At 43.8% G+C, this 19,773-nt stretch carries 14 protein-coding genes; 12 read left to right on the forward strand and 2 right to left on the reverse strand.

Annotated features, from left to right (window positions below; genetic code table 11):
• Positions 1 to 13 precede the first annotated feature (13 nt).
• From HUJ22_RS14085 to HUJ22_RS14115, 8 genes are all read left to right on the forward strand, one after another.
• On the forward strand, positions 14 to 382 hold the full coding sequence (locus HUJ22_RS14085; RefSeq protein WP_290878335.1) for an STAS/SEC14 domain-containing protein: 369 nt from the start codon (positions 14 to 16) through the stop codon (positions 380 to 382).
• Between the two features lie 113 nt (positions 383 to 495).
• Positions 496 to 3,090, forward strand: a complete 2,595-nt coding sequence (locus tag HUJ22_RS14090) for a heavy metal translocating P-type ATPase (protein ID WP_290878336.1) — start codon at positions 496 to 498, stop codon at positions 3,088 to 3,090.
• A gap of 30 nt (positions 3,091 to 3,120) precedes the next feature.
• A complete protein-coding gene (locus tag HUJ22_RS14095; RefSeq protein ID WP_290878337.1) occupies positions 3,121 to 4,335 on the forward strand; it encodes a DUF4105 domain-containing protein in 1,215 nt (404 codons plus the stop codon).
• A 256-nt stretch (positions 4,336 to 4,591) separates the two neighbouring features.
• Positions 4,592 to 4,954, forward strand: a complete 363-nt coding sequence (locus tag HUJ22_RS14985) for a transcriptional repressor (protein WP_366871105.1) — start codon at positions 4,592 to 4,594, stop codon at positions 4,952 to 4,954.
• Positions 4,955 to 5,612: 658 nt separating this feature from the next.
• A complete protein-coding gene (locus HUJ22_RS14100; RefSeq protein ID WP_290878338.1) occupies positions 5,613 to 10,013 on the forward strand; it encodes a CusA/CzcA family heavy metal efflux RND transporter in 4,401 nt (1,466 codons plus the stop codon).
• Positions 10,014 to 10,035: 22 nt separating this feature from the next.
• Positions 10,036 to 11,235, forward strand: coding sequence for an efflux RND transporter periplasmic adaptor subunit (locus tag HUJ22_RS14105; RefSeq protein ID WP_290878339.1), 1,200 nt, complete (start codon positions 10,036 to 10,038; stop codon positions 11,233 to 11,235).
• A gap of 72 nt (positions 11,236 to 11,307) precedes the next feature.
• Complete coding sequence (locus tag HUJ22_RS14110; protein WP_234573542.1) at positions 11,308 to 11,637, forward strand: P-II family nitrogen regulator; 330 nt, start codon at positions 11,308 to 11,310, stop codon at positions 11,635 to 11,637.
• A gap of 61 nt (positions 11,638 to 11,698) precedes the next feature.
• Positions 11,699 to 12,493: a cation diffusion facilitator family transporter gene (locus HUJ22_RS14115; protein ID WP_290878340.1), complete on the forward strand. Its 795-nt coding sequence runs from the start codon at positions 11,699 to 11,701 to the stop codon at positions 12,491 to 12,493.
• Positions 12,494 to 12,512: 19 nt separating this feature from the next.
• Here the strand turns inward: HUJ22_RS14115 and HUJ22_RS14120 are convergent, their stop codons facing one another.
• The gene (locus tag HUJ22_RS14120; RefSeq protein WP_290878341.1) at positions 12,513 to 12,932 is read right to left on the reverse strand and encodes a thioredoxin domain-containing protein; all 420 of its coding nucleotides are present in this window, start codon (positions 12,930 to 12,932) and stop codon (positions 12,513 to 12,515) included.
• An 89-nt stretch (positions 12,933 to 13,021) separates the two neighbouring features.
• Here HUJ22_RS14120 and HUJ22_RS14125 point away from each other — a divergent pair, with 89 nt between their 5' ends.
• The 4 genes from HUJ22_RS14125 to HUJ22_RS14140 all read left to right on the forward strand — a co-directional run bounded on the left by HUJ22_RS14125 (position 13,022) and on the right by HUJ22_RS14140 (position 16,597).
• Positions 13,022 to 13,351: a YnfA family protein gene (locus tag HUJ22_RS14125; protein ID WP_290878342.1), complete on the forward strand. Its 330-nt coding sequence runs from the start codon at positions 13,022 to 13,024 to the stop codon at positions 13,349 to 13,351.
• 339 nt (positions 13,352 to 13,690) lie between these two features.
• A complete protein-coding gene (locus HUJ22_RS14130) occupies positions 13,691 to 14,887 on the forward strand; it encodes a di-heme oxidoredictase family protein (RefSeq protein ID WP_290878343.1) in 1,197 nt (398 codons plus the stop codon).
• Positions 14,888 to 14,896: 9 nt separating this feature from the next.
• Positions 14,897 to 15,337 carry a Rieske 2Fe-2S domain-containing protein gene (locus HUJ22_RS14135; protein WP_255135944.1) on the forward strand — a complete coding sequence of 147 codons (441 nt, stop codon included), beginning with the start codon at positions 14,897 to 14,899 and terminating at the stop codon, positions 15,335 to 15,337.
• 30 nt (positions 15,338 to 15,367) lie between these two features.
• Positions 15,368 to 16,597, forward strand: a complete 1,230-nt coding sequence (locus HUJ22_RS14140; protein WP_290878344.1) for a hypothetical protein — start codon at positions 15,368 to 15,370, stop codon at positions 16,595 to 16,597.
• Between the two features lie 96 nt (positions 16,598 to 16,693).
• Here HUJ22_RS14140 and HUJ22_RS14145 read toward each other — a convergent pair whose 3' ends face one another.
• Positions 16,694 to 19,771: an efflux RND transporter permease subunit gene (locus tag HUJ22_RS14145; RefSeq protein ID WP_290878345.1), complete on the reverse strand. Its 3,078-nt coding sequence runs from the start codon at positions 19,769 to 19,771 to the stop codon at positions 16,694 to 16,696.
• Positions 19,772 to 19,773: the final 2 nt, after the last annotated feature.

Below are 19,773 nucleotides of genomic sequence, written 5' to 3' on the forward strand. Positions count from 1 at the left end.
ATCGAAAACTATTATGATAGAAGTTAGTGAACTTAGTGATTCGTCAGTTTTGGTTTTGAATATTTCAGGAAAATTGACAATGCAGGATCTTGATGAACTTATTCCAATGTTAAATAATCATATTTCTCAATCTGACGATCCTCATCTTTATATTAGTATGCAGGGCTTTAAAGGGTGGGAAAGTGTAGCCGCTGCCTGGAAAGATTTAAATCTTGATGCGGACTACATTGGGTATTTCGACCGAATTGCTATTGTTGGTGAAAAGAAATGGCAGGAATGGGGAACACAATTGGTCGATGCAATAAGCAAAGAAGAACTTAAATACTTTTATACAGAAGAAGCCTACAAGGGATGGAAGTGGATTAACAATACACACGAATAAAGTACCTATGCAAAATTATGTGAATAGTACATAAGAATGCACCGTTACAGCTATTCACAAGCTGGATTAGGTTGAATCCTGGTTCAGCTTTTTTTAACTCAAATTAGGACATTATGGAAAAACTTAAACTTGATTTACCTGTTTTATTGCCTGAAATACCTGATTTAAAAGATCAATGTGTGTCCCGGTTAACCGGAACCTTAGAGGGGCGGGAAGGTATTTTTCGGGTGCATGTCAAAAGCGAAGAAAATCCGCCCCAGCTTTGCATTCATTTTGATCCTGATGTCATTACACTGCATCGAATAAAAAGTATTGCCGAACAGACCGGGGCTCAACTGCACGATAAATTCGGCCACTTGTTGGTTGAAGTAGTTGGAAACAGACATGCCCGTCATGCCCGAAGCATTACCCGTATGCTAAATGAATTGGAGGGTGTAGTTGATGCCTTTGCCGGGTCCAGCGGATGGATTCGAATGGAATTCGACAAAAGCAAGACTACAATTAAAGATTTGATAATTGCTCTTCAAGATATGGGGCTGAGCGTTAAGCCAGCATCAATCAAACATCGAAATGAAGAGGTTGAAACTCTTCTTAAGAAGGAATCTAAGTCACGGGATAGAAGCTATGAAATGAATAATGATATAGAAAAACCACCTGCCAAAAATGAAGAGAATCATGAGGAAAGTGAGGCTAATCATGAAGATGATAGCCATGAGCATGATCACGATTCGGATTATGAAGACGAAGAATCGCACGATCATACCCACGATCACGGCGGCATCTTTGGCGAAAAGACCGAGCTGATCTTCTCGCTGATATGCGGTGGCTTGCTCGGCATAGGATTCGGCCTCTCCTATGTGAGCACGGTGCCCGGCTGGGTATCGCTTTCACTATATGTGAGCTCCTACTTCTTTGGTGGATTCTATCTGGTGCAGGAAGCTTACACCGAAGTAAAAGCCGGAAATTTCGAGATTGATTTCCTGATGCTGGTTGCCGCGATTGGAGCTGCAATCCTTGGGGAGTGGGCTGAGGGGGCGCTTCTGCTTTTCTTGTTCAGCCTTGGACATTCCCTGGAACACTATGCTATGGGTCGGGCGCGAGATGCCATCAAAGGGCTTGCTGACCTTGCGCCAAAAACCGCTCTGCGAAAAAAAGATGGAACCACCGAAGAGGTACCTGTTGAGGAGTTGCAGGTTGGAGATGTTATTGTGATCAAACCGAACAGTAAAATTTCCGCCGACGGGGTAGTTATCAATGGCGAGAGCAGCGTCAACCAGGCACCCATCACCGGCGAAAGCGTGCCCGTGGACAAGATGGAATATGACGATCCTGAATCCATCGATGAAGACGCCGATTCTATTGACGATAAGCATCGCGTGTTTGCCGGAACCATCAATGGAAATGGAAGTCTGGAGGTAAAGGTGACGAAACTTTCCAAAGATTCCACACTTTCTCGCCTGATCAAGCTGGTTAACGAAGCCGAAGCCCAGAAGTCGCCGACCCAACAGTTCACCGACAAATTTGAAAAGTATTTTGTACCGTCCGTGTTAGTATTAGTGGTGATATTGAATTTTGCTTTTCTGGTTATAGATGAATCTTTTTCAGCAAGTTTTTATCGGGCCATGGCGGTTCTTGTGGCAGCAAGTCCCTGTGCACTGGCCATTTCTACCCCTAGCGCAGTGCTTAGCGGTGTAGGACGAGCCGCAAGAGGTGGAGTTCTGATAAAAGGCGGTCGCCCCCTTGAAAACCTTGGAATATTAAAGGCGTTAGCTTTTGATAAAACCGGAACCCTCACAGAAGGCGAGCCCAGACTTACTGATGTAATTACCTTTGAAGGTGTCGAAGAGCGGGAGCTGCTGCAAACGGCTGTAGCGGTTGAAGGTTTGAGCGACCATCCGCTGGCTGCTGCCGTAGTACGTGATGGAAAAGAGAAGTTAGGGGAAACTGATTTTCCCGAAGCCGAAGATCTTGAATCCATTACAGGGCGGGGAGTAAAAGCAACGATTAAAGATACAACAGTGTATATCGGGAATGCGGAGCTATTTGAAGAGGCCGATGGTATTAAACTCTCTGAAGACCTTAGACGAAGGGTAGAAGAATTGGAAGGAGAAGGTAAAACGACCATGATTGTTCGTCATGGTGATCGATATCTTGGTATGCTGGGACTCATGGATACGCCCCGCGAGGATGCCAAGGATGTGATTCAAAAACTGCGAGACATGGGCTTGACCCACCTGATTATGCTTACGGGAGACAATCAGCGGGTAGCAGACGCTGTTGCTAAAGAAATTGGCATCGATGACCCCAAGGGTAATTTACTGCCTGAAGACAAGGTGGAAGCTGTCAAAAAGCTTCGTGAAGAGGAAGGCGACGTAGCGATGGTAGGCGACGGTGTAAACGATGCCCCGGCTATGGCCAACAGCACGGTGGGCATTGCTATGGGAGCAGCCGGATCAGATGTGGCCCTTGAAACAGCCGATGTAGCTTTAATGGCCGACAAGATTTCCGTTCTTCCGTTTGCCATCGGACTGAGCCGCAAAACCAAATCGATCATCAAGCAGAACCTGTGGATCAGCCTGGGTATGGTGGCTCTGCTTGTACCAGCTACGATTTTTGGCCTGAGCATGGGTTGGGCAGTCATCGGCCACGAAGGGTCAACAGTAGTTGTGGTATTTAATGCGTTGAGGTTGTTAGCTTACAAATCCTAACCTATTCAAAGATAAATTAGCTCGGCCAATATGTTGCACACTATAACTAAAGCAGTAAGCTTTTTCCTGATACTATTTATTGCAGCAACTTCTTCTGTAGACGCCGGGCAACCTAAACTTTCGCCGGAAGCTCAGGTCAGTCTCCTTACGACTTCTTCCGGTGCTGAATTGTACACTTTGTTTGGCCATACTGCCTTGCGCATTTACGACCCGGAAGCAGGTGTAGATCGCGCATATAATTATGGTACTTTTGATTTCAACGCTCCAGGGTTTTATTGGAAATTTGCCCTCGGCGATCTGCGATATTTTCTTTCGGTGAACAAGTTTGAGAATGCAAAAAAAGCATATTTGAATGACGGCCGCATTATTACTGAACAGCGATTAAATCTAACAGAGAATCAAACCAAACGCTTGTATGATTTTTTGGAGAATAACGCCCGGCCCGAAAATCGATATTATTCCTATGAGTTCTTCTATGATAACTGTACCACCCGGATCTATGAGGCTGTCAAGGCAGTAGCTGGGGATTCAATCCATTTTCAAGAGCCGCAAAATTCGGCAAAGAATAGTTTTCGGCAGTTTATTAATCCCTACGTGAAATCCGTTTCCTGGGTAAAATTTGGGATTAACTTGCTGTTGGGTACTCCCGCCGACCGCAACCCACCCGAGTCGGAAACGCTGTTCTTACCCGACCTGTTAAAAGAGGGATTTTCACACGCTCGGATACAGCAAGCTGATACAAGTCTTGCCTTGGTTTCAGAGCAGAGATTTTATGCTCCTCAGAAACGGTCTGTCATTAGTCCTGCGAGAGTAAGCCCCACTTTAAGCTTTTGGTTTTTGCTGATTACAAGCCTGCTTGCCGGGTTTTTCTATAGAACTAATCACACATTCTGGTTTTGGTTCGACCGTCTGTTATTCGGGATAATTGGGTTGATTGGAGTGTTGATCATTTTTTTGTGGTTTTTTTCTTCGTATCCCTCAACCAAATGGAATTGGAATATAGTGTGGTCTGCCCCGGCCTTGTCGGCCTTTATATTTTCTTTTATGGGCAGAAAACGACTTTCAGAAAATTATAAAGTGTTTTTGGTACTATATGCAGCTATTCTTCTGCTCTTTCTCCTAAGCTGGTCATTTATTCCTCAACAGATCCCCTCTGCAATTTTGCCTCTTCTTTTTTTGTTGGGATTTCGGAGTATTAAAAAGCAATCCGAATCAGTAAATCAGGAAAGGGTCAATGTGTTATAGCTTGCCAATCTTTCACTTATTTAGAATTTTGAAAACGTCAAGATAACTGCTCTGAACTCATATATTTTTATCAAGATCAATAAATATGAGTCTCAAAGATTTTAGTGGTAATTTAGAATTGAATTGGGAAAATTTATACAGGCGACCGGCCCTATGTATGAATATTACTTGTACACATTAATCAACGAATATTATTTCAATAAAGATGACTATTCATGAAAAAAGATTGCAGAGCAGAGATATACAACCGACCGCTATGCGCATGCGGATTCTTCTTTTCATGGCTGAAACTAAGTCGGTAATAAGCCTATCAGATCTTGAAGAAAAGTTTACCCATGCAGATCGGACAACGCTTTATCGTACCTTAAAAACATTCTTAGAACATGGTTTGGTGCATCAAATAAACGATGCAAGTGGGATAACTAAATATGCCCTTTGTTCTGAAAACTGTACCTGTTCGTACCCAGATGATGTGCACGTTCATTTTTATTGTTTCTCCTGTGAACAAACATTTTGTTTTCCACATCTTGGCATTCCTAACTACGATCTGCCCGAAAATTTTACTCCATCCAACGGCAATTTTGTGATAACCGGGAGTTGTCCTTCCTGTTCTTCCTGATCTTTGCAATTGAGTTGCATTACAAATAATCCTTATTATCTGCATTCTACTTAATCACAATATTTCCCCTTAAAGAATTGTATTTTTTCAGAGCATACTTACGTAATCTGAATGTTGCGACTATCGCATCTTTTCTTTTTTCATGGGCAGGGTTTTTCTTTTTTCTACCCTTAAGTGTTTCTGTATTAGCAAGTACTCATGATGTTTCCTCTACCTACAACTTAGATAAAGGCTGTTTTGAAATTGTATTACAACATTCAGAAGAGACTAATTCTGGGTACAAAACAGTTGAAAAAAAGCACCATCAATTTCAAAATCAGTGCTGCTATGATGATGCACTGTTAAGAAATGAGTGCCCGGACTGTAAGTTTATGTTTCCAATCATTCCTTATTTGTTTGGGAACTATGGTGAACCTGTTTTTCAAATTACGTTACCTGTATATCTAAAAGACAATTTATCCCCTCCAATAACTCTTAAGGTTATTAAAGTCACACAACTTCTGATTTAATACCTGCCTTTCTCTATTTAGCAGAAACAAATTCTGCCCCATCCATTTTTTTCAACGAGCTGTTTAACTCTGGTCATTCTGTGGTTTCAGCCAAAGTATTTGAAAAAGATCGGCATCAAAGACTAATCTATATTCACTCAGCTGTAAACATGATCAACAAAATTATTGCCTTTTCGATTAAGAACAAGTTTATCATCGGCTTGTTTATCCTGTCTCTAATAGGAGTAGGATTATATTCTATGATGACCATTAATCTAGGTTCGGTTCCTGATATTACAAATAATCAGGTACAGGTGATTACGGTATCGGAAAATCTATCTACCGAAGACATTGAACAATTTGTAACGTATCCCGTGGAGCTTGCCATGGGTAACCTGCCAGGAGTAACTGAAATCCGTTCGGTATCCCGATTCGGGTTATCCGTGGTTACCATCGTTTTCGAAGATGATATGGGTACCTATTTACCCCGGCAACTGGTACAGGAAAAACTCAGTGAACTGGGCGAAACGATCCCCGAGAATTTTGGAAGTCCATCCATGGGGCCCATTTCAAGTGGATTAGGCCAAATTTACGAGTACTCCATTCAGGTGGACCCTGCATATGAAGATCAATATACGCCTGATGAATTGCGCACAATACAAGATTGGATTATTAAGCGCCAAATGGTGCTCCTGGAGGGGGTTATAGAGGTCAACTCCTTCGGTGGAGGTATCAAACAATATGAAGTAGCCATAAGTCCTGATAAACTAAATGCAATGGGAGTTAGTATTTCAGAAGTATATGAGGCAATGTCCCGGAATAATGTAAATACCGGCGGGGCCTATATCGAGAAAAACAAGATGGCTAATTTTATTCGTGGCGAAGGATTGATACGCAGCCTTGAAGATATAGAAAACATTGTAGTCAAGAACGAAAACGGACTACCCATCCTAATCAGAGATGTAGCAGAAGAGGTTACCTTTGGAACTCAAATTCGTTATGGAGCTTTTACTCAGGATGGTGAGGAAGCAGTAGGTGGCATTATTATGATGCTGAAAGGCTCAAACCCGAATGCAACCATTCAAAACGTTCAGGATAGAATTGCTGAAATTCAAAAGTCACTGCCTGAAGGTTTAAAGATTGAGCCTTTCCTTGATCGAAGTGCTCTTATTGAACGAACCACCAGTACAGTTACCACAAACCTGGTGGAAGGTGCATTGATTGTAGTTTTCGTTTTGGTAATACTCTTAGGAAGTTTACGCGGAGGGTTAATAACCGCCTCACTTATTCCGCTTTCCCTGCTTTTTGCTTTTATAATGATGAAGGCCACCGGGGTGTGGGCCAATCTAATGAGTCTTGGAGCCATCGACTTCGGTATTATTGTTGATGGAGCCGTAATTATAGTGGAAGGCACGGTTCATGAAATTGAAAAAAGGGTGAAATCCGGAAAACGTGCTTTTAGTAAAACACAGATGAATGAAATTGCCTACAAGGCAAGCAGCACCATGATGAATGCTGCCTTCTTTGGACAGTTGATCATCCTTATTGTATTTGCCCCTATCCTGTTTCTGGAAGGAGTAGAAGGTAAGATGTTCCGTCCTATGGCATTCACCTTTGGGTTTGCTGTATTAGGTGCTATTATTTTATGTCTTACCTATGTACCAATGGTCTCGGCACTGTTTATGAAACCCTCACAAAATAGAAAGGGATGGTTTGCCCGGTTCGAGCGAGGCCTCGATCGGGTCAGCAACAAACTTATATCCTTTATTCAGAAGGGCTACGATCCGGTTATCCAATGGTCGTTAAAGCGAAAACCTGTTGTGATTGTAGCTGCCATACTGCTTTTTGGCGGTGCGATGTTCACCTTTTCGAGAATGGGAGGTGAATTTATTCCACAACTGGATGAGGGAGATGTTGCCATGCAAGCCCTATTCCGTCCGGGCAGTGGATTATCAGAGGCGATCGATCAATCCAAGAAAATTGAGACGACACTGCTGGAAGAATTTCCAGAGATAGAAACAGTAACAGCTCGAATTGGGGTAGCTGATATTCCCACTGATCCTATGCCCATGGACATTGCCGACATGTACATCATTCTGGACAAGAATAAAGAAAACTGGATCTCTGCCGAATCTAAAGAGGAGCTGATAGAAAAAATAAAGAGTAAACTCGATCAGACCATGATAGGTGTGAATTTCGTTTTTACCCAGCCGGTAGAGCTTAGGTTTAACGAACTTTTGGAAGGTGTACGAGAAGATATCGCCGTAAAGCTATACGGAGACGACATAGATGTATTGGCGGAGAAAGTTCAGGAAATGGCTCAAATTATTCAAACTATTCCAGGGGTGGGTGATGTGAGTCCCGAACGTACGGCTGGACTACCTCAAATGACCGTTAGGTATGACCGGCAAAAAGTGGCTCAATATGGACTGGATATCACGAAGCTCAATCAGTACGTAAGTTCAGCTTTTGCCGGAGGTGTTGCTGGAGTTGTATTCGAAGGCGAAAGACGATTTGATCTTGTGATCCGCTTTGATGAAGCTCATCGTACTGGCATTGAGGATATTCGCAATCTGTATGTAGATCTGGAAAACGGTGCACAGGTGCCGGTTAAAGAAGTGGCGGATATCAGTTATCAGCCGGGGCCTATGCAGATCTCGCGAGATAACACCTTTCGCAGGAGCTATGTTGGTGTGAATACACGCGGGCGGGATGTGGAATCGGTGGTTTTGGATATTCAAGAAAAACTGGAGGCCGAATTGAATCTGCCGCCGGGTTATTACATTACTTATGGGGGTGAATTTGAGAATCTGCAACGGGCCAAGAACCGATTGGCTATTGTAGTGCCTATAGCCCTGTTTCTTATCTTTGTGCTGCTGTACTTCGCACTAAAATCGTTCTCACAGTCGGTAATGATCTATCTGGCTATTCCCCTGGCTTCTATTGGAGGTGTCTTCTTCCTGGCTTTACGTGGAATGGACTTCAGTATTTCTGCCGGAGTTGGTTTCATTGTATTGTTCGGAGTGGCTGTGCTAAACGGCCTTGTGCTCGTCAGCCGGTTTAATTCATTAAAAATCGAAGGTGTTATGGATTTACAAGAACGAATTTTGACAGGTACCAAAGAGCGACTTCGCCCTATTTTATTGACCGCTACGGCAGCTATTATGGGTTTTCTTCCGATGGCGTTTTCAACAACAGCAGGTGCTGAAGTACAGCGGCCGCTGGCCACTGTTGTAATCGGCGGGTTGATTAGCGCCACGCTGCTTACGTTGGTCGTGCTGCCCATCCTTTATGCGTACATAGAAAAGCGTAAAATGAGAAAACACAAGCCGGGTAGTACTTCTATGGCCTCCGTTGTGTTGCTGATTATTGGTGGAAGCCTGCTGCTTTCTCCCGATTCTGTACAGGCTCAGGAACAGGTGCTGAATGATACCCTCCCGCAAATTGCGCTGGATCAGGCCGTTCAAAAAGCGATAGCAAATTATCCTTCTCTTGAGGCAGCCAGGCTTGGAATTGACAACAGGAAGGCTCTTCGAAAAACAGCCTGGGACTTTGGCGATACGAACCTCTTTACCGGAGGTGAAGAGTTCGGCAACGGTTCGGACGGTGTTACTACAAAATTTGGCATTCAGCAGCAGTTTGATCTGTTCGGTGTTTTACCAAGGCTAAATCATCGGAATGAACAAACAGAACTTGCCAGGCTGAACTATGAATTGTCTGAGTTAGAGCTCAGGCTCCGGGTGAAGCAGGACTGGTCAACGGTTTTCATCGCTAAACAACAATATGAGATCTATAATCGCTTGAACCAGCAATTCAGGGATATTGCTAGGGCTGCGGAAATAAAATTTGAAACGGAGGAAATTTCCAGGCTGGGATATCTTAATATCATGAATCAGGCCAACCAAATTACCATACAAACAGAACAAGCCTTCCGCGATTATGGGGCTGCTGTTCGAGCTTTTAACAAATGGTTTGAGGGGGACTCGTTATACACGGTTCAAAGTGTTTCAGCCGAACAGCTTGTTCAACCTTTACAGGTAGATTCTACATTCGACCATCCGCTGATTGCTTTATATCAACAAAAAATTGATGTGGCGGAAGCATCGATTAAAGAACAAAGAAGTCAGTTTTTACCAAGTTTTCAAGCCAGTTATGGCTGGCAGGAAATAGCTGGGCAAGGTGGCTTTAATTCCTATGAGATCGGGATCAGACTTCCGGTATTCTTCTGGTCTAAGGCCGGGAAAACTCAATCCGCCCGGATTGAACGAAATATTGCCCGTCAAAACCTAGACCAGGCTCAGAGAGAATTCAACAGTACCTATAACAGTATCCGGGAAAATTATCAGAAATGGTTGCGCTCGTGGGAATATTATCGACAGGAAGCACTCCCTCTTGCCAAAGAACAACAGCAAGGTGCCATCACCTCTTATGAAGAAGGAGCCATAGACTATGTGGCTTTCTTTCAAAGCATCAGAGATGCCATTCGCATTGAAATCGACTCATGGAATGCATTTGGCAATTATCTGAATAGCCATTTCCAATTAGAATACTACCTCAACAAAACTCAATAACAGATTTTAAATCAACAAAAAAATGAATAAATCTAATTTATATATAATTTTATTGGCTGTCCTTGCATCTGTTTTTACAGCCTGCGGCGAGATCAATACCGATGAAAAAGAACAAGAAGCAACAGAACTTGCCGGTGTGGCTGAGGCAAAAGAAAACATGGTTCATCTGTCGGAACTGAAGTTCAACAGCCTTGGAATGAAACTGGATACTTTGTCCCTGCGCTTTCTCTCAGAGAGCGTAGAAGCAAATGGTCAGCTGGAAGTTCCCCCGCAGCATGAGGCAAGCGTAACTGCGGTTTTGGGAGGTAATATTGGTTCCATAGAAGTTATTGAGGGAGATCAGGTGTCAAAAAATCAGACTATTGCCTTCCTTTCCCATCCTAATTTAACCAAAGTCCAAACTGAATACGTACGGTTGTACCAGCGCATGTTGTATTTAGATCATGAATTTAAGCGACAAGCAAGGTTATATGATGAAGAGGTAGGCTCCGGCCAAACTTACCAACAAACTAAAGCCGAATACGAATCAGTTAAGGCGGAGGTCAAAGGTTATGAGGCTCAGCTGAATCAGCTTAACCTGGACGTTGAACAAATACAAGACGGCGATATTTATTCGTCGGTGCCGGTAGTAAGCCCTATTGATGGGTACATCGAAAAGGTTCAGATTCAAATCGGTCAGTACGTTGATCCCCAAACAATCATGTTTGAAATTGTGGATAACGAACATGTTCATGCCGATTTGATGGTCTTTGAAAAAGATGTGCACAAAGTTAAAAGGGGCCAATCCATCTCTTTTACTGTACAGTCAGTACCGGATCAAATACTTACAGCTACCATTTACTCTGTAGGCAAACAATTCGAACAAAATCCTAGGGCAGTGCATGTGCACGGCGAAATTGATCAGAAAGAAAACTTCCTGATTCCCGGGATGTATATCAACGGCACGATTCACACTTCCAAAGATAAAGTCTATGCTTTACCCGAGAATGCCATTGTTGAGGACGAAGGCAAAACTTATATGTTCACCGCAGAGCAACAAGAGGAAAACGGAGATATTGAATGGTCTTTTACTCCGGTAGAAATTATGACCGGCATTGAGGAAGACGGCTGGGTTGAAGTGAAACTGTTAGAACCATTGGCGGATGGAGCACGAGTAGCTTGGAACAATGCCTACTACCTGATTTCTGAAATGAAGAAAAGCCAGACTTCCGACGATGATTAACAAAAACTTTCCGGCAAAGCCATATTCATGTTTTTATGGCTTTGCCGGGGTTAATGCATAACACAAAATATTATGAAAGAAATAAAAGCCTTTATAAAACCAAACAGAGTAGAAAATGTAGTTGCAGCACTCCAAGAAGCAGGACATGAAAGTGTTACGCTTTCCAAAGGAGAAGGTACCGGAGCATACAAACAGAAAGATGCGTCCCCATCGCTGGATTTTCACTTTACGGACAGTCCGGTGGTAAAATTGGAGCTGGTATGTCAGTGCAAAGAATCCGATAACGTTGTTCAACTTATCTGCGCCAATGCCAAAACACCGGAACGCGGTGACGGCATCATTTACGTTACAGATATTCAAAAAGCGTTTAGGATTAAAACCTGTGAGCCTTTTGAGGGGTAAGGAACAGGTGATTCTTTGTCACAGTTAAGTTGAAGATGAAAATAATCCCATACATTCAACCATGAAAAAATCTACATTTAACATTCCACAAATGGACTGCTCAGCCGAAGAGCAAATGATTCGAATGAGGTTGGAAGAGTTTGAAGATGTTAAATCTCTAAACTTTGATATCCCGAATCGTACATTAGAAGTGTATCACGAAAATAGGCTTAATGAGATTGAGAAAGCCCTTGACTCCCTGAGTTTGGGCTCTAAATTGGATTCAACAAATGAGGCTCAAATGTCGCCGTTCGCTTCTGATGAACAGCAACAAAAGAACATTCTATGGTGGGTTTTAGGGATCAACTTTCTCTTCTTTATCATTGAAATGACAGCCGGATGGATTATCAATTCTATGGGGCTGATTGCAGACTCACTGGATATGCTGGCAGATTCATCCGTATATGCGCTCAGCCTTTTTGCGGTTGGAGCAGCGGTAGCAAGAAAAAAGAAAGTAGCAAAAATTAGCGGATATCTTCAGATGGGTCTGGCATCACTGGGATTTCTTGAAGTACTGCGGAGGTTTCTTGGAGTGGGTGAAATGCCCGACTTTCAGTGGATGATCATTATTGCTTCAACGGCTCTTGTTGCAAATGTTTTTACCTTATGGCTTATCAATAAAGCGAAAAGCAAAGAAGCACACATGCAGGCAAGCACAATTTTTACCTCCAATGATATTATTGTAAATGGTGGTGTAATTTTGGCCGGAATTCTTGTTTATGCACTGGATAGCAGGTGGCCGGATTTACTCATTGGAGCTGTTGTATTCAGCTTCGTGATGCGAGGTGCAATAAGAATTTTGAAATTATCAAAATAGCAGGTGTTGTTGCTGTTATTTACTCCAGGGCATTCGTAATCTTTGTTATGATACCTTGCTTATCATCATCTGTTGTGATTTTATCAAGAACTTTATTGGTGTTGGCATCAAGCAACAGGACAAATCCGGTCATGCCTTCATTTTTCTCAAAAATTTCTGAAAGTCCTAACCTGGCTGCCATTAACTTTGATTGATGTGCCGTAAAATCATTGGTCATATCCATTTTGACGAAAAGCACCGGTTGTCCTTCAAACTCAGGTTTTGCTTCTTCCATTATTGGCTTTATTGCCTGGCAGGCTCCACACCAATCGGCATACATATACATAGCTATTACCTGAGGATCTTCATCTGAGTTAACCTGATTTGCGTTGAGAGTAAAAAATGATGTTGCAAATACTACGGCGATTAATAGAACTGGATAAGCGATAAATCGTTTCATTTTACTTCTGATTGGTTTAGTAAGTTTTTAAGGGATTACAAAAGCTATGCATTATCTTTGACAGATTCTAAAAATGATTAATGATAATAATGATCTATCTGAAATCAGTATTCTATTTTATCGTAGCGGGACTTCTGGAAATTGGCGGAGGGTATTTAGTGTGGATATGGCTCCGCGAAAGCAAAAGCTGGGTATATGGTATCTCTGGGATGATGCTGTTGGCGCTGTATGGATTTCTACCCACACTGCAACCCGCGCACTTTGGCCGAGTATTCGCAGCATATGGAGGGGTTTTTATTGTTCTATCACTCCTGTGGGGGTGGAAAATAGATGACATTCAGCCCGATAAATTTGATATGATTGGTGCCGGATTTGCCTTAATTGGTGTAATAATAATGATGTACTGGCCAAGAGGATAAAAAGATCCATGAAATTCTGAAATTCGCACTTATCCAATCGTGATTTCATTTTCAATCGGCTTTATGATTCTAAAACAGGGTGGCTTAACACTGTTAGTTGTTTAATGTATAAAAATGCTTGGCAATCATTCCTAAACCATTCCAATAGTTGATGCTTTCACCACTTCTCAAGGGATCAAACTGTTTATTCATTTCTCTTTTCTTACGGATCTTACTGTTTTATTTATCATAAAAAATTCGCATCAGCTAAGTATGGTAGTATTAATTGAACATTGTTTTTAATCAAGACAAATTATATTTTTAGTCAAGGCTAATAAATAATTTTGATTATTAAACATCATGAAATATCGTATTTGGATACCAGTATTGTACACCTGTTTCCTTCTGCTAATGATCGGCTGTGATACAGTTGTACCAGAAGCCCCGGCTGAGAAAGATTTACTGGATGGCCCCATACCCGGACTGACTCACGAAGAACAAGATCAATTTCTTAAAGGGGACATTGCCTTTAATGATGATGTTTTTACACCCCAAACGGGCTTAGGGCCTACTTTTGTGGCCACTTCGTGTGGGAGTTGCCACCCTGGCGATGGAAAAGGGCATCCATCAACATCACTTATCCGATTTGGACAAACCGAGCCTAATTCACCGATTAATGCGCCTGGTGCACCACAACTTCAAAACCGGGCTATTCCCGGATATCAGCCGGAAAAATTACCTGAAGGGGTTCCAAGTATGAAAATGACGCCTCCGGCCGTTACCGGGCTGGGCTTGTTGGCCGCACTGACAGATCAACAAATTCTAGAAAATACCGACCCCAATGATGAAGACGGAGATGGAATTTCAGGTGTTCCCAACTATGTTACTCCGCCGGATTACTTCATCCCGGAAGATCATCATCAGCCAGAAAATGGCAAGTATATTGGCCGGTTTGGTAAGAAGGCCTCAACTGTTAATTTGCTGCACCAAACCGCTACAGCTTATAATCAGGATATTGGGGTCACCTCTACCTTCGAACCTCTGGATGTTTACTCCGGTTTGACGACAGATCCGGAAGTATCGGATCAAGTGGTAAGAGATGTAGTTTTTTACCTGAAGACGTTAAAGGCTCCCATCCAGCGAAAGCCACAAAATCCCCTTGTTTTAAAAGGAAAAGGGATATTCACTACTATCCAATGCAGTTCGTGTCATACCCCGCAATGGACCACTCCGGAAACAGACATTGCCGCACTTTCAAACAAAACATTTTATCCATATACCGATCTATTGCTACACGATATGGGGCCTGAATTGGATGACGGAGCTACGGAAGGTTCAGCGGAAACATACGAATGGAGGACCCCTCCCTTATGGGGATTGGGGTTGTCACCCGATTCACAAGGTGGAAAGTACTTCCTGATGCATGATGGCCGGGCTGAAAGTATCGAAGAGGCAATTTTGATGCATGGCGGGGAGGCTCAAAACAGCCGTGATCAATTTCAATTGCTCTCCCCTGAAGAAAAAGAAGCACTAATCATGTTTTTGGAATCTCTTTAACCAAACACTATGGAACGAAAAGAATTTATAAAAACCTGCAGTTATAGTTGCCTTGGCCTTGTCGGGGCAGCATTTTTCCTGGAAGGGTGCTCAGGTCCAAAATATCTGAATGCTCAATTTGAAGATGAGTATTTACTTGTTCCCCTGTCTTCGTTTGAATATGAAAACAAGGAAGAAAATAAATTCAGGAAATATATTGTGGCCTATAATAACCGACTTAAATACCCGGTATCCATCTTCAGATTTTCTGAAACGGAATACCGAGCTTTGCTTATGAAATGCACCCACAAGGGCACTGAACTGCAAGTATATGGCGACCGGCTTCAGTGTCCCGCCCACGGAAGTGAATTTACCCAAAACGGAGAAGTGCAGAATGGTCCGGCAGAAGCTCCACTTCGAACTTTTCCTGTACAGGTTGAAGGTACTGTATTAAAAATCGATATGGGATAAGTACATCTTTAAAAAATATTTTTAGCCCTTATGAAAAATATAATACTACTTTTTTTAATTCTATTCTGTACAATGAACGCCAACGCACAGGTTGACAGTACCCTGTTCAAAGATACCCCGCGCGATACATTAGCGGAAGATACAATGAACATGGATGCCGTTTATGAGCGCCCGTTTTTCCAGGCGGGAACATCGCCTGTCTCTGTCGGTGGCTATATAGAGGCCGATTACCAATATATAGGAGAAGACGGGATTACCGAAGGCCATACCTTCCGCGTTCCTCGGTTTACACTTTTTGTAGGCTCTTCCATTCATCCAAAAGTCAAGTTTCTTTCAGAAATTGAATTTGAAGAAGGTGGTAACGAGATTGCCATTGAGTTTGCGGCATTGGATATCAATTTTTTCCCGATGGTTAATTTTCGTGGAGGGATTATTATGAATCCTATTGGGGCTTTTAACCAAAATCATGATGGCCCTAAATGGGAGTTTGTTGACCGGCCCATTGCCATGACCGAAATGCTGCCTGCTACTTGGAGCAACGTGGGTTTTGGCCTCTACGGAAAGCGATATGTTAACGATTGGGCCTTTGGCTACGAGGTCTATCTCACCAACGGATTTGATAACAGCATTATCGCAAACGGGGAAAACAAAACCTTTCTCCCCGCAGCCAAAGAAAATTTCGAACGTTTTGAAGAAAGCAACAATGGGCAACCTTTAATTACAGGAAAACTCGCTGTGAAAAATCAGAACATCGGGGAAATTGGCCTTTCTTATATGGGAGGGGTTTACAATACCTTTGAAGATGACGGACTCATTCTGGATGAAGAAAGGCGGTTGGATGTTTTTGCCATAGATTTTAATACCTTCCTGGATAAAACAAATACCTACATAACCGGCGAATGGGCATGGGTGATGGTTGATGTTCCGGAAACTTACGGGCAGCAATTCGGAGACCGGCAGCAAGGCGGATTTGTGGATATCGTGCAGCCGGTTTTCAGGCAGCCGTTGGCTGGTTTTGAGAATGCGGTACTAAACCTGGCTGTCAGGCTGGAATATGTGGACTGGAATGTGGGAACATTTCGAGAAACAGGAGCAAATATTTCAGATGATTTGTGGGCCATTGTTCCAGGTGTGAGCTTCAGGCCTTCTGCTCAAACCGTGCTGCGTTTGAACTACCGATATATGCAGCAGCAAGATATTTTGGGTAATCCAGCGGCAAAAATTGCAGGAATTCAAATCGGGATTTCCAGTTATTTTTGAAAATCTTCTCAAAAATGAAACCATTCTATTTATTATAAAAAAAAGCTTTCCGAATTTACTCGGAAAGCTATTAAATATTTACAGAATGATAGTCGGTTATTGACTTTCAAACTGTGCCAGTAAGGCTGGAATAACGACCATATTAAGTAAGGTCGAACTCAACAGCCCTCCAAGAATAACCTGTGCCATGGGAGACTGTATCTCATTCCCCGGTTCTCCGGCAGCAAGGGCCAGCGGGATGAGGGCGAGTCCTGCCGTAAGAGCAGTCATTAGAATAGGATTTAGTCGTTCCATAGCACCCTGACGGATAGCTTGCAGGAATTCTTTTCCTTCTTTCCGAAGCTGCTGGTAATGGGAAACCATCAGAATACCGTTTCGGGTAGCAATACCAAATAAGGTAATAAAGCCAACCAGTGAGGCAATAGAAATAATCCCGCTGGTAAACAGCACGGTATAGATACCGCCGATCAAGGCAAACGGAAGGTTTACCATGACCAACAAAGCTGTTTTCAGCGAACCGAATTCCAGATACAACAGCAGGTAAATGGCTGCTATGGCAATAATACTGAGCAAGGAAATAGTCCGGGTGGCCTGTGCTTCGCTTTCAAACTGACCGCCGTATTCCACAAAGTAGCTCTGCGGGAAGCTGACATTTTGAGATACATTGGCCCGGATCTCATCTACCGTACCACGCAAATCACGTCCTGCTACATTTGCTGAAACCACAATCTTTCGCTGCACGTTTTCCCGGCTGATGGTATTGGGGCCACTTCGGGATGTCACCGAAGCCAGTTCGGACAGCGGCACAATGGTTCCGTCTTCTAAATTGAAGGTCGCTTTTTGAACCGCTTCGATGCTGCCACGGTGGTCCTCATCAAAGCGAACCAGCAGGTCAAACATCTTGTCGCCTTCCAGAATCTGCGAGACCACTTCACCTGCAAAAGCCACATCCACCATCTCAGCGAGTTGCTGCATGGTAATTCCATAGCGAGCCAGTGCTCTTCGATCGGGACGAATTTGGATCTGCGGAACATTTTGCTGCTGTTCTACTGAGAGATCCACTACGCCTTCTACCGTTTCCATTTGTCCGCGTACTTCTTCCGCCAGTGCTCGAAGCCTGAACAGATCAGTACCAAAGATCTTGACGGCAATGTTGGCTCGGGTCCCGGACAGCATGTGATCAATGCGGTGTCCGATGGGCTGACCAATAGTGATGTTGGTTCCCGATACCACACTTAGGTCTTCCCGAAGCTGAGCTAAAACCTCTTCTTTGGTCGTGCCTTCAGGGATGTCGAGTTCAGCATCAATCTCAGAAGCATTTACGCCCTGTGCATGTTCATCTAACTCGGCGCGGCCAGTACGGCGTGAGGTCGATTCAACGGCCGGATGGTCCAGCAATATCTCTTCGATCCGTTTACCGATGGCGTTGGATTCGGTCAGAGAAGTTCCGGGTATGGTCACTGCACTGATCACCAGCGTGCCTTCATTAAACTCTGGAAGGAATGACCTTCCGAGAAATGGCAGAACCACCAGTGTTCCAAGAAAGAGTACCAAGGTTCCAATCAGAACGGTTTTCTTGATGCGAAGGACTACATTCAACACATGTTCATAGCCTGATTTTAACTTCTTGGTAAACCAGCTTTCTTCCAGTTTTCCTTTGGAGGCCTGACCGGGAAGCAAATAGTAACACATGGCCGGCGTAACAGTCATGGCAATTACCAGAGACGCGCCAATGGAAATGATATAGGCAAGTCCCAGCGGTTGTAACATACGTCCTTCGATCCCGCTTAAGAAAAACAGCGGTAGGAAAACGATCATAATGATTAGCGTGGCATTGATGATGGAAGACCGGATTTCTTTCGAGCCTTCAAATACCACGTCAATGGCCGGTTTCTGCTTAGCTTCCGGCAGCTCTGAGTTTTCCCTGAGCCGCCTGAACACGTTTTCCACATCAATGATGGCATCATCCACGATCACCCCAATGGCAATCGCCATCCCGCCCAAGGTCATGGTGTTGATCGTGATATCAAAGAATTCCAGCACAAAAATCGAGAAGATCAGAGCCAGAGGTATGGCAGTTAGCGAGATCAGTGTCGTTCGGAAATTACCGAGAAAAAGGAACAGGATCACGATCACCAAAAAGGCCCCATCCCGCAGGGCTTCAATGACGTTATCGATGGCCAGTTCAATAAATTCGGCCTGTCGAAACAGGTGGGTGTTGATCTCAAAACCGACCGGGAGGCTCGATTCGATCTGTGCCAGCGTTTCATCCACGCGAGAGGTCAGTTCCAGGGTATTTGCTCCGGGCTGTTTTTGAATAGAAATAATTACCGCCGGCTCAGCATCCACCGAGGCATCCCCGATCTTTTGAGCGGCTGCAATTTCTACCGTTGCCACATCCCCGATCGTGATCGGAATGTTATTGCGCTGGGTAATGACCGACTGCTCCAGATCCTCCACCGAATATGCCCGGCCTAGTCCACGAATGGTGTACTCCTGGCTGTATTCCCTGAAGAAACCTCCTGAGAAGTTTTCATTGGCCTGCTCCGTTGCCTGAAGTACCTGATCTAAGGTGATGTTGTATTGCTTCAGTTTTTCAGGGCTAACCCGCACCTGATATTGTTTCTGCCCACCACCGATGGGGATAACCTGAGCCACTCCTGGAATAGCCAAAAGCCTTCTTCTGATTTCCCAGTCGGCTGCCGTTCGCACTTCCAACTCAGAGTGCTCATCGCTGTTCACACTCACCAGCATGATCTCTCCCATAATGGAGGAGATCGGTGCCATAATGGGCGGCGGGACTTCTTCGGGCAGACTGGTTGCTACCAGCTGCAGTTTCTCATTCACAATTTGACGGGCCCTGAAAATATCGGTGCCCCAGTCAAATTCGACCCATACAATGGATATACCTTTGGCGGTTGACGAGCGAACCCTTCGGACACCTGTCGCTCCATTTACCGACGTTTCGACCGGGATGGTTACCAGCCGTTCTACTTCTTCCGGGGCCAACCCGTGCGCTTCCGTCATGACGGTCACTGTGGGGGCGGTTAAATCCGGAAATACATCCACTGGCATCCGGTCTGCGATATAAATTCCGGCTGCTAAAATAACGACCGAGCTTACCAATACGACCAAACGGTACTTTAATGATCCTCTGATTATTGCATCTAACATAA

The sequence above is a fragment of the Gracilimonas sp. genome (assembly GCF_014762685.1).
Classification (GTDB): Bacteria; Bacteroidota; Rhodothermia; order Balneolales; family Balneolaceae; genus Gracilimonas.